Genomic DNA, 13,965 nt, shown 5'->3' with positions numbered 1-13,965 from the left:
GGTGTTCAAGGCCACCCTGCGGAGTTTCCTGGCGCACAAGGGCAGGCTGCTGCTGTCGGCGCTGGCCGTCATGCTGTCCGTGGCGTTCGTCGTGGGCAGCCTGATCTTCTCCGACACCCTCGACCGCACCTTCGACCGGCTGTTCGCCTCGACGGCGGCCGATGTCACCGTCCGTCCCCGGGAGGGTCTCGACGAGTCCCTCCCCTCGGGCCGGATCGCCACCCTGCCCGCCGCGCTCGCCGGCCGGGTGGCCCGTGTCGAGGGGGTCGCCGCCACCCGCGTGGACGCCGAGGCCCGGAACATCACCGTCGTCGACGCCGAGCGCAGGCCGGTGAGCCCCACCACCGGCGCGCCGACGATCGGCCGCACCTGGGCCCCGGGCGAACGCAGCACCGTCGAGCTCGGGTCCGGCCACGCACCGCGGGGGCCGGGGCAGGCGGTGCTGGACGAGGTGACCGCCGGCCGCGCGGGCGTACGGATCGGCGACACCCTCACCGTGGTCGCCCCGCCGGGTTCCTTCCCGGTCGAGGTCGTCGGCATCGCCGACTTCACCACCGCCAGCCCCGGCGCCGCGCTGCTCTTCCTCGACACGCCGACCGCACAGGCACGCCTGCTGGGCGACCCGCGCGCCGCGACCGGCATCTCCGTCGACGCCGCGGAGGGCGTCGGCGACGAGCGGCTCAAGCGGCGTGTCGCCGCCGCACTGGGCCCGGACGCCTACACGTACCGGACCGCCGCCGAGCAGGCCGAGTCGGACGTCCAGCGGCTGGGCGGCTTCCTCGACGTCCTCAAGTGGGTCATGCTCGGCTTCGCCGGGATCGCCGTCCTCGTCGGCGTCTTCCTGATCGTCAACACGTTCTCCATGCTGATCGCCCAGCGCACCCGCGAACTGGGCCTGCTGCGCGCGCTGGGCGCCGACCGGCGCCAGGTGCGCCGGTCGGTGCTGGCCGAGGCGCTGCTGCTCGGCGTGGCCGGGGCCACGCTGGGGCTGGCCGCGGGGATCGGGCTGGCCGCCGGGCTGATCGGGCTGATGAACGCGATCGGCATGCACATCCGCTCCACCGACCTGGTGATCGACTGGGCGGCACCGGTCTCGGGGTACGCCGTCGGCATCGGCGTGACGCTCGTGGCGGCGTACCTCCCGGCCCGCCGGGCCGCGGCCGTCTCCCCGATGGCGGCGCTCGCGGAGACCGAGGCGGCCGGCACGGGCCGGCCGCTGCGGGCGCGGGCGGTGGTGGGCGCGGTCGCCGGGGCGGCGGGCGCCGCCGCGCTCGCCGGGTGCGCGGCGGCGTCCCGCACGGGTGCGGCGGCGTCCCTGCTCGGCGCCGGTGTCCTTCTGACGCTCGTCGCCACCGTGGTCGCGGGCCCCCTGCTGGTCCGGCCGGTGATCCGGGTCCTCGGCGCGGCCTTCCCCGCCCTGTTCGGCGCCGTCGGCCTGCTGAGCCGGCGCAACGCCCTGCGCAATCCGCGCCGTACCGGCGCCACCGCCGCCGCGCTGATGGTGGGGATCGCCCTGGCCGTGGGGATGTCCGTGGCCGGCGCCTCGATCACCGCCTCCTTCGACCGGCGGATCGACCGGACGCTGGGCGCCGACTTCATCGTGCGCAACGGCAACTCCGTGCCTTTCCCGCGCGAGGTCACCGACGCGGTGCGCACCACGCCCGGCGCGGGACTCGTCGTCCGCTCCCGGTTCGCGCCGGTCGCGGTGCGGCTGCCGGACGGCGACCGCGTGCGGACCACCGCCACGGCCTACGACCCCCGGCTCGACGAGGTCGCCGACCTCGCCTACGCGCACGGTGACGGCCGGACCGCGCTCGCGCCGGGGCACCTGGCGATGGACGCGGAGTTCGCGCGGGAGCACGGCGTCCGCCCCGGTGCCACGGTCCCCGTCGAGTTCCAGGGCGGGCGCACCGCCGGGCTGACCGTGGGCGCCCTGACCGGCCGGGAGTCCGCCGAGGGGTTCCGGACGCCGGGCGGGCTGCTCCTGGGGCTGTCCACGCTGGAGCGGTACGCGCCGGGCGGCCAGGACGCCGTGCTGTACGTGAACGCCGCCGCCGGCACGGGCGACGACGAGCTGCGCGCGGCCCTGGAGCGGTCGCTCGCCCCCTACCCGCAGGTGCAGGTGCGCGACCAGGCCGGCTACAAGGAGCTGGTCCGCGACCAGATCGCCGTCCTGCTCTATCTCGTGTACGCGCTGCTGGGGCTGGCGATCGTCATCGCGGTCCTCGGCGTGGTCAACACCCTCGCCCTGTCGGTGGTGGAGCGCACCCGGGAGATCGGGCTGCTGCGGGCGATCGGGCTCTCCCGGCGCGGGCTGCGGCGGATGATCCGGCTGGAGTCGGTGGTGATCGCGGTGTTCGGCGCGGTGCTGGGCCTGGCGCTGGGCCTGGTGTGGGGCGTGTGCACCCAGCGCGTGCTGGCCCTGGAGGGCCTGACGGCGTTCGCCGTCCCGTGGGGCATGGTCGGCGCGGTCGTGCTCGGCTCGGTGGTGGTGGGGGTCGTGGCGGCGCTGCTGCCCGCGTTGCGTGCATCCCGCATGAATGTGCTGGCGGCCATCGCGCACGAGTGATTGACTCGCCTGCGGCCACAAGTTCCCCCTGCTGCCAGGAGAGTTGATGTCTCGTCCGTTCCGCTTCGGTGTCAACCTCGTGTCTCCCGCCCCGGACGAGGAGTGGCGCGCCAAGTGCCGCCGGGCCGAGGAGCTGGGGTACGACGTGATCCTCGTCCCCGACCACCTGGGCATGACGGCGCCGTTCCCGGCGCTGGTCGCGGCGGCCGAGGCCACCGAGCGCCCGCGGCTGGGCACGTTCGTCCTCAACGCGGGGTTCTGGAACCCGGCGCTGCTGGCCCGCGAGGTGGCCACGACGGACGCGCTGACCGGCGGGCGCCTGGAACTCGGGCTCGGCACCGGCTACGTACAGGCGGAGCACGAGACGGCCGGGCTGCCGTTCGGCTCGCCGCGCGAGCGGGTCGACCATCTGCGGCGCACGGTGGAGGAGCTGGAGCGGCTGCTGGGCTCCCCCGAGTACCGGCCGCAGCCGGTGCAGCGGCCCCGGGTGCCGCTGCTGATCGGCGGCAACGGCGACCGGATGCTGCGGCTGACCGCCGAGCACGCCGACATCGCCGCCTTCACGGGCGCCCGTACCGTGCCGGGCAGCACGACGGGGCAGCTGGCCCCGCTCACGGCCGGGGAACTCGACGAGCGCGTGGCGCGGTACCGGGAGCTGGCCGCGGACCGCGCGCAGGACGCGGAGCTCAACCTGCTCGTCCAGCAGGTCCTCGTCACCGAGGACCGCGAGGCCGCGGTGCGGCCCTTCCTGGACGTGGTGCCGCACCTGACCGCCGCGCAGGTGCTGGAGCTGCCGATCCTCCTGGCCGGCACGGTGGAGGAGATCACCGCGCAGGTCCGGGCGCTGCGGGAGCGGTACGGGTTCACCTACCTGACCGTCCTGGAGCCGTCCATGGAGGCGTTCGCCCCGGTCATGGCGGCCCTGCGCGACGCCTGACCGTCCGCATCGTGGAAAGAGCCGTCCGGCCGGGCCCGGTGGGTGATGTGATCTTGGCATGACTGATCTGCGGATACGGGCCGCCGGGCCCGAGGACCTGGACGGTGTGCTGGCCTTCTGGAAGGTCGCCGCCGAGGGCACGAGCATCAGCGACGACCGGGACGGCGTGGAGCGGCTTCTCGCCCGGGACCCCGAGGCGCTGATCCTGGCCGAGCGCGACGGCGGGCTGGCCGGCACGGTGATCGCGGGCTTCGACGGCTGGCGCTGCCACCTGTACCGGCTGGCGGTGCATCCGGACCACCGCCGCCAGGGCGTCGCCTCGGCGCTTCTCGCCGCCGCGGAGGAGCGGTTCGTACGGCTCGGGGGGCGCCGCGGGGACGCGATGGTGCTGGTGCGCAACGAGCAGGCGCAGCACGCGTGGCGGGCGGCCGGGTACGCGCCGCAGGAGCAGTGGCGGCGCTGGGTGAAGCATCTGACGGACTGAGACGGGCCGAGGCGGACCGAGACGGAGCGACGCGCCGGGGCGGTGGGCGCGGCCGGGCCGGCCGCCCGGTGGTGCGGCGGCCGGCCCGGCGCGGTCAGGGGGTGACCCGGCTGCCGCCGAAGGTCACGACGAGGCGGCCGTCCGCGGCGAAGGACCACCGCAGCGCGCCGGCGTAGGAGGAGCAGCGCGATCCGTTGGTGCCGGACCAGAACTGGTTGGAGGCGTCGGCGTCGCCGATGGTCCGGTCGTTCGACCCGCTGCCGCTGCGGCAGGAGACGTTGTCCCGGAAGACCGACGTACCGGCGTCGAAGGAGTAGTTGCGCTGGGCGTTGTCGATGCTGACGTTGCCCGAGACCGTCATCGTGCCGGGGTTGCTGTTGTAGGTGAACCCGTGCTTGCCGTTGCGGTAGGCGATGCTGCGCCGGACGACGTGGTCGACCTCGATGTCCTCGCCGCCGAGCTTGTAGCCGTTGCGGTCGCCGTTGGAGTTCACGGTGCCGTCGCTGAGCGTGCCGTTGCTGTGGGCGAGGGAGTCCTCGATGGTCACCGGGCCGATGGGGCCGGTGTCGGACTTGGTGTAGAGGTCCCAGCCGTCGTCGATGTTGTGGTGGGCGACGGCGTACCGGAAGACGTTGCCGGGGCCGGAGGTGAGCTTGGCGGCGAAGCCGTCGGCGTCCTCGCCGTCGGAGTCGGCGTTGTCGTGCGACTCCGCGCTCACGATGAGGTTGTGGGACGGCCACTGGTCGCGGGGGGTGGTGGAGGCCATCCGCGAGAGCTGGAGCCCCGTGTCGCGGTTGAAGCGGGTGACCGTGCGCTCGACGATGTTGTTGCTGCCGCCGATGAAGATCCCGTTGTCGCCGGCCCGTTCGACGACGAGGCCCGAGACGTGCCAGTACGACCCGTTGAGGGCGAGTCCGCGGTTGGCGGGGTCCTCGCTCATGGCGGAGAAGTCCAGCACCGGGGTCTCGCCCGGGTAGGCGGACAGCTTGGTGCGGGCGCTCGCCGTACCGCCGGTGCCGGGCGGGATGGTGATCGTCCGGTCGTGGCGGTAGGTGCCGCCGCGCAGGTAGATCGTGCCGCCGGGGGTGATGCGGGAGATCGCCGAGGTGAGTGTCGTGGGATCGGACTGGGTGCCGGCCGCGCCGTCGGTGCCGTTCGGCGCCACGTACAGGACGGTGCCGGTGGGGGGTGGCGTGGTGGAGCCGCCCGTCTCGGCGTCGAGCCGGTCGATGTTGGGCAGCCCGGCGGAGGTGGTGGGGGTGAGGCGGACGGTGTTGGCGCCCGCCTTCACCGGCACCGTGAACGTCCGGGTCGCCCACGTGCTCCACGCGCCGGTGCCCTCGAACGGCGCCGTCGCCGCCACCGAGCCGTTCACCAGGAGGTTCGCCGGGCGCGCGGTGGTGGTGCCGTTGGCGAAGCGGACCGTCAGCTCGGCGGTGCCCGCGGCCGGGGCGTCGACGGTGAACTGGACGAAGGCGCCGACGGCGTTGGTGCCGTTGCAGAAACCGCTGCCGGAGTATCCGGCCCAGTCGGCGTCGACGGCGCCGGTGCACACCGCCGGGGCGGTCTCGGCCTCGTAGCGGGTGGGCGCGGCCTGTGCCGTGGTGCCGGTCAGGGCGACGAGGGTGCCGGCCAGCAGGCCGGCGGAGGCGATGACTGGTCTCAGGTGCATCGTCCGTCTCCAGGGGGTGGGGTCGTCCGGTGGGGTTTTCGGTGCCGTCCGGATCGGTGGACGGTTCCGCCGTGACGCGCGGTCGGCGGACCTGTCCGCAACGGTGGGGAGAAAGCGCTTGCGGAGTGCCTTCGTGGACGCTAGAGCTCTTGCCGTGAACGCGTCAATAGACGTGTACTTGATCGTCATTCACGAACATGAACATCGACGACGGGCCGCCCCACCCGTGGGAACGCCGCCCGGCACCCTTCTTTACCCATCCTTTGCCCGGAGTGGGCCACTCGGCCTCCATGAACGGTTGTGCCCGGTCCTCCGTGAGCGGCGGTGAGCGTCCGCCCGTCGCGCGCTCCCCCGTCGCCTGGCCGATCATGGAAGGGAGGTGAGCCCATGACCGAGGTGCTCCTGCTGCTGGTGGCGATCCTGCTGTCGCTCGCGTGCGGTGCCTTCGTCGCCGCGGAGTTCTCGCTGACCACCGTGGAGCGCGGCGAGCTGGAACGGGCCGCGGCGCGCGGCGAGCGAGGAGCGGCGGGCGCCCTGAAAGCCGTACGGAACCTGACCTTCCAGCTCTCCGGGGCGCAGCTCGGCATCACGGTCACCAACCTGGTGGTCGGCATGCTCGCCGAACCCTCGATCGCCGCGCTGATCGCGGGCCCGCTGGAAGACGTCGGCGTCTCCCGCACGGCCGCGTCCTCCCTGGCACTGGTGCTGGGCACGGCCCTGTCGACGGTGTTCCTGATGGTCGTCGGCGAGCTGGTGCCCAAGAACTGGGCCATCTCCTCCCCGCTGGCCGTGGCCCGGCGGGTGGGCAATCCGCAGCGCTGGTTCAGCGCCGCCTTCCGGCCCTTCATCACCCACCTGAACAACACGGCCAACCGGGTCGTGCGCCGGCTCGGCGTGCAGCCCACGGAGGAGCTGGCCGCCGCGCGCGGGCCGCAGGAGCTGGCGGCCCTGGCCCGGCACTCCGCCAAGCAGGGCGCGCTGGAGGCCGACACCGCGGAGCTGTTCGTGCGGACACTGAACCTCGCCGACCTGACCGCCGAGAACGTGATGACCCCGCGCGTGCAGGTGGTCGCCCTGGACGCCCAGGCGACCTGCGAGGACGTGGCGAACGCGACCCGGGCGACCGGCCTGTCCCGCTTCCCCGTCTACCGCGGCACCCTCGACGCGGTCGTGGGCACCGCGCACATCAAGGACGTCCTGGCCGTGCCCGCCGAGCGCCGGCCCCGGGTCCCGGTCTCCGAGCTGATGCGCGAGCCGCTGCTGGTCCCGGCCACGCTCACCGTGGACCGGCTGCTCGACCGGCTCTCCGGCCGGCGCACGATGGCCGTGGTGATCGACGAGTACGGCGGGACGGCGGGCGTGGCCACGCTGGAGGACATCGTGGAGGAGGTCGTCGGCGAGGTGCGCGACGAGCACGACCCGCACGAGACGCCGGAGCTGGACCCGGCCGGCACGGACGAGGGCGGACACGCCCTGTACCGGGCCGACGGCGCGGCCCGGGTGGACCGGCTCGCGGCGGTCGGGCTCCGGGTGCCCCAGGGGCCGTACGAGACGCTGGCCGGCCTGGTCGCGCACGCCCTGGGACGCATCCCCGCGGCCGGCGACACCGTCCTGGTGGCCGGCTGGCGGCTGGACGTGGTGGACGCCGCCGGCCACCGGGCGGCCCGCGTCCTGCTGCACGCGCCGCTGGACGACGAGCGGACGGGGGCCTTCGAGAACCTGGGCAACCCGCGCGGGCTCAGGAAGGCCCGGGACACGGAGGACCGGGGGAAGCCGGGAACCAGGAAGACCCGGGACACGGAAGGCCGGGGGAAGCCGGGAACCAGGAAGACCCGGGACACGGAAGGCCGGGGGAAGCCGGGGACCAGGGAGGCCGGACGGTGACCGTCGTACAGCTGCTGATCGGTCTGGCGACCCTGGTCGTCAACGCCTTCTTCGTGGGCGCCGAGTTCGCGCTGATCTCCGTGCGCCGCAGTCAGGTCGAGCCGTACGCCGAGCGGGGGGACCGGCGGGCGCGGAGCGTGCTGTGGGGGCTGGAGCACGTGTCCGCGCTGATGGCGGCGGCGCAGCTCGGCATCACGCTGTGCACGCTGGTCCTCGGTGTGGTCGCGGAGCCGGCGATCGCGCACCTGCTGGAGCCGGCGTTCCACGCGATGGGCGTGCCGAGCGGTGCCGGGCACGCCGTGTCGTTCGTGATCGCCCTGGCCCTGGCCACCTATCTGCACATGCTGCTCGGCGAGATGGTGCCGAAGAACATCGCGCTGGCGGAGCCGGTGCGCAGCGCGCTGCTGCTCGGCCCGCCGCTGGTGGCGCTCTCCCGGGCGCTGCGCCCGGTGATCTTCACGGTCAACGCCTTCGCCAACGCCCTGCTGAAGCTGCTCAGGGTCCAGACGCGGGACGAGGTGCCGGCGACCTTCACGGACACCGAGCTGGCCGAGATCGTCAAGGACGCCAGCGAGGCCGGGCTCATCGACGACCGGGCGCAGGAGCGGCTGCACGACGCGCTGGAGCTGGGCCGGCGGCCGGTGCGCGATGTGGTGCTGCCGCTGGAACGCGTGGTGCACGCGCGCGTGGGCATCACGCCCGAGCGGCTGGAGCGGCTGTCGGCCGAGTCCGGGTTCTCCCGTTTCCCGGTGGTGGACGACGGCCGGCGGATCGTCGGCTACCTGCACGTGAAGGACGCGCTGGACGCCTCGCCGCGGGACGTGCCGTTCCGGCTGCGGGACATGCGGCCCGTCGCGCGGGTGCGGGAGAGCACGCCGCTGGACGACGTGCTCACGGCGATGCGGAGCAGCCGTACGCACCTGGCGGCCGTGCTCGGCGCCGACGGGCGGCTGGCCGGGCTGGTGACCATGGAGGACGTGCTGCGGGAGCTGTTCGGGCAGCGGGCCTGACGCGCGCGGCGGGTGGACGGGGGCGGACGGGGCGGACGGACGGGGAGGGCGGACGGGGCGGCCGACCGGTGGGTATGTGCACGGGATAGCATTTTCGTCGCCATGCAGATGAACCCCACGTACACCAGCCTCGTCGCGGTCGGCGACTCCTTCACCGAGGGCATGTCGGACCTGCTGCCGGACGGCTCCTACCGCGGCTGGGCGGATCTCCTCGCCGCGCGGATGGCGGCCCGGGCCCCCGGATTCCGGTACGCCAACCTCGCGGTGCGCGGGAAGCTGATCGGGCAGATCGTCGAGGAGCAGGTGGACGTGGCGGCGGCCATGGGCGCCGACGTGATCACGCTGGTGGGCGGGCTCAACGACACCCTGCGGCCCAAGTGCGACATGGGGCGGGTGCGCGCTCTGCTCACCGAGGCCGTGGAGCGGCTGGCGCCGAACTGCAAACAGCTGGTGCTGATGCGCAGCCCCGGCCGCCAGGGCCCGGTCCTGGAGCGTTTCCGGCCGCGCATGGAGGCGCTGTTCACCTGTATCGACGACCTCGCCGCCCGGCACGGCGCGCTCGTCGTCGACCTGTACGGGGCACCCTCGCTGGGCGACCCGCGGCTGTGGGACGTGGACCGGCTGCACCTGACCGCCGAGGGGCACCGCCGGGTCGCGGAGGCGGTGTGGCAGACGCTCGGCTACGCACCGCAGGATCCCGGCTGGCGCACGCCGATGCCGGCGACGCCTCCGCCGGGGTGGGTCACGCGGCGGGTCGCGGACGTCCGGTTCACCCGGCAGCACCTGCTGCCGTGGATCGGCCGCCGGCTGACCGGCCGTTCCTCGGGGGACGACATTTCGCCGCTGCCGGTCCCCCGCTGGGACGATCCGGTGTGTGCCGAGCACTGCCGGGAGATCGGCTGCTACTGGTCCTGGGACGACCTCTGGCCGGACGGTCCGCCCGCTGTGGCGCCGCATACGCACAGGGCGGCCGGCCCTTCGGAGGCGTGCGTCGTGTGTGCCGCGCCGGACCAGTAGCCAAGCCAGGAGCCCTTCCTCAGCCTCTGGTGAGGCTCTGGTGGCGCCTTGAACGCCCCGTATCGGGGCGTACGGCGGACCGCCGAAGTCCCCGACCGTCTCACCCTCTTCTCCGGCGACCGTGCCCCCTGCGGTCGACCAGTGGCTGGAACGCGAGCTCCACGAGGCGAGCCCGGGCATCCGCCGTGATGCCGAAGTCTGGGCCCGCATCCTCATCTCCCTCTCGACGGCGGCCCGCGCCCCGAGCCCCGAGCCCCGCTCACGGCTCACGGCTCACGGCTCACGGCTCACGGCTCACGGCTCACGGCTCAGTCTGCATGGGCGAGATCCAGCCGGTGCTGCCGGAATGGTCCGGCCCCTACGACCATGCTGTCCTGGGCTGACTCGCCCCCGCCGCAGCCGCTGGCCGTACACGGCCGACTCCCGCCCGCCGGCCACCCGGAAGACCGCCGTCGAACCCGGCCCGGCCGGCCGGCTCCGGACCACCCGGGCCGCCCGCAGCCGCACCGCCGCCTCCCCCGAACGGCTCCGCGTCGACCACCGGCCCGAAGAGGCCCCCACCCACGGCGCCGTCCCCTCCACCTGTCCTCCGCCTTCGGCATCGACGAGAAGACGGCCATCCGCTCCGCGGAGTCGGCACGCGTGCTTCCGGGCGAGGCCGCCGAGCAGTCATCGCGGTGAAATTCGCTCGCCCTGGTCGCCTCCTTGAAGAGACCCTGTGGGCATGGAGTTCCTCTGTTACCACCGCGACCGGCCCGGCTCCCTGCCGCTGCGCGGCGAGCTGCTGGAAGAGCATTGGTCCTACATGGACCGGTACGCGAAGGAGATGATCGCCCGGGGCCCGACCCTCGCCGACGACGGCGACACACCCACCGGGAGCGTGCACATCGTCGACCTGCCCGATCCCGCCGCCGCCCGCGCTTTCGCCTTCGACGAGCCGAACTACCAGGCCGGCGCCTACCGGGACGTGCTGCTGCGGCGGTGGCGCAACACGCTGGGGCGCACCATGTGGGACTTCCCCGGCGGCCGGACCGGCGGCAACCGGTATCTGGTGCTCGGCCTCGGCACAGGGCAGGCCGCCGACCTCGCGGTGCCGCCCGACCGGGACGAACTGATCGCCTACGGGCCGCTGCTGTCCGACGACGGCACCACCTGGCTGGGCACGGCGGCGCTGCTCCGGGCACCGGACACGGAGGCGGCACGCGCCGTCCTGACCCCGGACCGGTACGCCGACATCGAGGTGCACAACTGGCAGTTCGGCGGGCGGCCCTCATGACGGAGGACGTCCAGGCCATCAGCACCGCGGAAGTCCGTCGGACCGCTCGGCATCCCTCTCTCACCCGAACCCGCGGAGGGATCGGCCTGACGCGTACTGCCGGACCCGTGGGTTCGCGCTGAACGGCTTCCGGTTTCCCCGAACCCGCGGGGAGCACGGCCCCGTTCCTGTACGGCTACGGCGAGAGGGCGAGCAGCTCGACGGGGCGGCTTCCGGGCCTACGATGAGCGGCATGCCGCCTGATGCCTTCCCGTCTTCCGTATGGCCGGTCCTGCACTACGACGACACGAGGGCGGCACTGCGCTTCCTGGTCGATGTTCTGGGGTTCACGCAGGTGGTGGCGGCGCCGGATGAGCACGGCGGGATCGGGCACGCCGAGCTGCGCCGGCCCGGCGGTGGTGCGCTGGTGTTCGGTTCGACCCGGCACACGGACAGCGTGCACGGGGGGGGATGCGGGCGGGGACCAGCGCGGTCTGCGTGGTGAGCGACGACGTGGACGCGGTGCACCGGCGGGTGGTCGACGCCGGTGGTGAGGTTCTGGAGGCGCCGCATGAGACCCGCTTCGGGTCGGGCGCCGCGGCGTACGTGTGCACGGTGCGGGACCCGGAGGGCAACTTGTGGACCTTCGGCACCTACCGGGGCCCTTCGTAGGTACAGGGCGCCGGGTGGAGACCGGAGGACCCCGGCCCGACCGGCCGGGGTCCTCCGGTGTTGCGGCGCCGGGGGTCAGTGGCTGCCGGCGAGTTCGCCGGTGAGCTTGCCGTGGAGGTCGGCGCTGGGATCGTTCAGGCCGGTGATCTCCACCGTCTTGCCGCGCTGCTTGTACTTGGTCTCGATCGCGTCCAGGGCGGCGACGGAGGAGGCGTCCCAGATGTGGGCGGCGGACAGGTCGATGACGACCTTCTCCGGGTCGCCTGCGTAGTCGAACTGGCCGACGAGGTCGTTGGACGAGGCGAAGAACAGCTCGCCCGTGACCTGGTAGACCACCGTGTGACCGTCCGGGTCGGTGACGGCGGTGACGTGGGCGAGGTGGGCGACGCGCCTGGCGAAGATGACCATGGCGGTGATCGAGCCGACGACGACGCCGATGGCGAGGTTGCCGGTGGCAACCACGACGATCACGGTGACGACCATGACGGCGATCTCCCCGGCGGGCATCCGCTTGAGCGTCCTGGGGGCGATGGAGTGCCAGTCGAAGGTGCCGAAGGCGACCATGACCATGACGGCTACCAGGGCGGCCATGGGGATGTCGGAGACGACCGGGCCGAAGACGATGCACAGCACCATCAGGAACACGCCCGCCAGGAAGGTCGAGACGCGGGTGCGGGCGCCGGAGACCTTCACGTTGATCATCGTCTGGCCGATCATGGCGCAGCCGCCCATGCCGCCGAAGAAACCGGTGACGATGTTGGCGATGCCCTGGCCGATGGACTCACGGGTCTTGGAGGAGTGGGTGTCGGTGATGTCGTCGACCAGCTTGGCGGTCATCAGCGACTCCATCAGGCCGACCAGCGCCATCGCGAGGGCGTAGGGGGCGATGGTGGTCAGGGTGTCCAGGGTGAACGGCACGTCCGGCAGGCCGGGCACCGGCAGCGAGGAGGGAAGTTCGCCCTTGTCACCGACGGTGGGCACCGCGATGCCGGCGGCGACGGTGATCACGGTGAGGATGACGATGGACACCAGCGGGGCCGGGATCACCTTGGTGACCTTCGGGAAGAACACCATCAGCGCCAGGCCGGCGATGATCAGCGGGTAGACCGGCCAGGGCACGTCGTGCATCTCCGGCACCTGCGCCATGAAGATCATGATGGCCAGGGCGTTGACGAAGCCGGTCATCACCGAGCGGGGCACGAACCGCATGAGCTTGGCCACGCCGACCGCGCCGAGGATCACCTGGAAGACGCCGGCGAGGATGACGGTGGCGACCAGGTGGCCCAGGCCGTGTTCACGGTTCACGGGGGCGATGACGAGGGCGACGGCGCCGGTGGCGGCGGAGATCATCGCGCGGCGTCCGCCGACGATGGAGATGGTGACGGCCATGGTGAACGAGGCGAACAGGCCGATCGCCGGGTCCACCCCGGCGATGATCGAGAACGAGATCGCCTCGGGGATCAGGGCCAGGGCGACGACCAGGCCGGCGAGGACCTCGGTGCGCCAGACCTTGGGGTTGTTCAGCCAGTCGGGGCGCAGGCCGCGCAGCCGCGCGGCGGGAGTCACAGCTGTGAAGGACAAGGAAATGTGTACCTGTCGTGTTCAGGCACACCCCACCGGTGGACCGGGGCGTGCGGGAAGGACGCGCAGGGGCCGGGCCGGCACCCCACGGACGGCCCGCGGACCGGGCCGGAAGTCGGCGGGGGGAGGGACGCGAGGCAGGGCGGCACGCGGCGGCGGCCGGGCGGCTCACATCCGGGGGCGAAGTCTCACGGCGGGCAGGCGGCGGCGATCGGCGTCATGGGCTCGCGCACGCTCTCTCCTGCAAGAATCGGGGCTTCGCCGGGGACGCCATCGGCCCCGGAACGGCAGTGGCGGGGCAGCCGTGCTGCCCTCACCATCATCAACTCTACCCTAACGTTAGAGTAGGGGTCTGGGGGTCGCGCGGGATGCGGCCCGCCACGACAGGAAGGGCCAGGGGAACGGGCGTGGACGACAAGCACATGCAGATCGGCGAGGTCGCCGCGCGGACGGAGCTGTCCCTGCGCACCATCCGGCACTACGAGGAGACCGGCCTGGTCATCCCCTCCGCCCGGTCCCAGGGCGGCTTCCGCCTCTACACCGAGACCGACGTCGCCCGCCTCATGGTCATCCGCCGGATGAAGCCGCTCGGCTTCACCCTGGAGCAGATGCGCGACCTGCTGGACGCCACCGACCGTCTGGACGGCGACGACGCCCTCGGCACCGGCGAACGCGAGGCCCTGCTGGAGCGCATCCGCACGTACCAGCAGGCAGCCGCCGAGCAAGTGGAAAAACTGCGAGTCCAGCTCGCCCGCGCCGAGGACTTCGCCGCCACCCTGGCCGCCCGCCTGGAACAGAACGCTCCGCCCGCCCGGCTCTAGAACCGCAGGCTCACCTCCCGGCCGGTGCCGTCTCGCCCGGTGGATCGTGCGGACCGGACACCG

10 protein-coding genes and 1 pseudogene are annotated in these 13,965 nt (G+C 73.2%); 9 read left to right on the top strand and 2 right to left on the bottom strand.

Translation table 11 applies throughout. The features are described 5' to 3' along the window. Position 1 precedes the first annotated feature (1 nt). The 3 genes from ABZ340_RS12770 to ABZ340_RS12760 are packed head-to-tail and all read left to right on the top strand — an operon-like array spanning position 2 to position 3,990. Positions 2–2,569, top strand: a complete 2,568-nt coding sequence (locus ABZ340_RS12770; RefSeq protein ID WP_358781764.1) for an ABC transporter permease — start codon at positions 2–4, stop codon at positions 2,567–2,569. Between the two features lie 46 nt (positions 2,570–2,615). Beyond that, positions 2,616–3,506: an LLM class F420-dependent oxidoreductase gene (locus ABZ340_RS12765; RefSeq protein WP_358781763.1), complete on the top strand. Its 891-nt coding sequence runs from the start codon at positions 2,616–2,618 to the stop codon at positions 3,504–3,506. A gap of 58 nt (positions 3,507–3,564) precedes the next feature. Then, positions 3,565–3,990 (top strand): GNAT family N-acetyltransferase, encoded by a 426-nt coding sequence (locus ABZ340_RS12760; protein WP_358781762.1) that lies wholly within the window; start codon positions 3,565–3,567, stop codon positions 3,988–3,990. 94 nt (positions 3,991–4,084) lie between these two features. On the opposite strand, the gene ABZ340_RS12755 is transcribed toward ABZ340_RS12760, so the two are convergent. After that, positions 4,085–5,662 (bottom strand): carbohydrate-binding protein, encoded by a 1,578-nt coding sequence (locus ABZ340_RS12755; protein ID WP_358781761.1) that lies wholly within the window; start codon positions 5,660–5,662, stop codon positions 4,085–4,087. 387 nt (positions 5,663–6,049) lie between these two features. Between ABZ340_RS12755 and ABZ340_RS12750 the strand changes: the two genes are divergently transcribed. The 5 genes and pseudogenes from ABZ340_RS12750 (at position 6,050) to ABZ340_RS12730 (ending at position 11,500) form a co-directional block, all read left to right on the top strand. Beyond that, a complete protein-coding gene (locus ABZ340_RS12750) occupies positions 6,050–7,546 on the top strand; it encodes a hemolysin family protein (protein ID WP_358781760.1) in 1,497 nt (498 codons plus the stop codon). Beyond that, a complete protein-coding gene (locus ABZ340_RS12745) occupies positions 7,543–8,556 on the top strand; it encodes a hemolysin family protein (RefSeq protein WP_358781759.1) in 1,014 nt (337 codons plus the stop codon). Before ABZ340_RS12750 ends, ABZ340_RS12745 begins: the two co-directional genes overlap by 4 nt. Before the next feature lie 102 nt (positions 8,557–8,658). Beyond that, a pseudogene (locus tag ABZ340_RS12740) lies at positions 8,659–9,399 on the top strand (SGNH/GDSL hydrolase family protein); the annotation flags it as partial. Between the two features lie 898 nt (positions 9,400–10,297). Further along, positions 10,298–10,849 (top strand): YciI family protein, encoded by a 552-nt coding sequence (locus tag ABZ340_RS12735; protein ID WP_358781758.1) that lies wholly within the window; start codon positions 10,298–10,300, stop codon positions 10,847–10,849. Between the two features lie 480 nt (positions 10,850–11,329). Further along, positions 11,330–11,500 (top strand): VOC family protein, encoded by a 171-nt coding sequence (locus tag ABZ340_RS12730; RefSeq protein ID WP_358781757.1) that lies wholly within the window; start codon positions 11,330–11,332, stop codon positions 11,498–11,500. A gap of 75 nt (positions 11,501–11,575) precedes the next feature. Here the strand turns inward: ABZ340_RS12730 and ABZ340_RS12725 are convergent, their stop codons facing one another. Continuing rightward, complete coding sequence (locus ABZ340_RS12725; RefSeq protein ID WP_358781756.1) at positions 11,576–13,081, bottom strand: SulP family inorganic anion transporter; 1,506 nt, start codon at positions 13,079–13,081, stop codon at positions 11,576–11,578. Positions 13,082–13,488: 407 nt separating this feature from the next. On the opposite strand from ABZ340_RS12725, the gene ABZ340_RS12720 reads away from it, so the two are divergent. After that, positions 13,489–13,902 carry a MerR family transcriptional regulator gene (locus ABZ340_RS12720; protein WP_358781755.1) on the top strand — a complete coding sequence of 138 codons (414 nt, stop codon included), beginning with the start codon at positions 13,489–13,491 and terminating at the stop codon, positions 13,900–13,902. Positions 13,903–13,965 lie beyond the last annotated feature (63 nt).

It is taken from the genome of Streptomyces sp. NPDC006134, from assembly GCF_040628835.1.
Classification (GTDB): domain Bacteria; phylum Actinomycetota; class Actinomycetes; order Streptomycetales; family Streptomycetaceae; genus Streptomyces.
The sequence above is the reverse complement of the archived record's forward strand: the minus strand, read 5'-3'. Positions and strand labels throughout refer to the sequence as shown.

Coding starts and splice junctions, on each gene's coding strand:
- ABZ340_RS12755 (WP_358781761.1), bottom strand. CDS start 5,662: ATGCACCTGAGACCAGTCATCGCCTCCGCCGGCCTGCTGGCCGGCACC.
- ABZ340_RS12750 (WP_358781760.1), top strand. CDS start 6,050: ATGACCGAGGTGCTCCTGCTGCTGGTGGCGATCCTGCTGTCGCTCGCG.
- ABZ340_RS12735 (WP_358781758.1), top strand. CDS start 10,298: ATGGAGTTCCTCTGTTACCACCGCGACCGGCCCGGCTCCCTGCCGCTG.
- ABZ340_RS12760 (WP_358781762.1), top strand. CDS start 3,565: ATGACTGATCTGCGGATACGGGCCGCCGGGCCCGAGGACCTGGACGGT.
- ABZ340_RS12765 (WP_358781763.1), top strand. CDS start 2,616: ATGTCTCGTCCGTTCCGCTTCGGTGTCAACCTCGTGTCTCCCGCCCCG.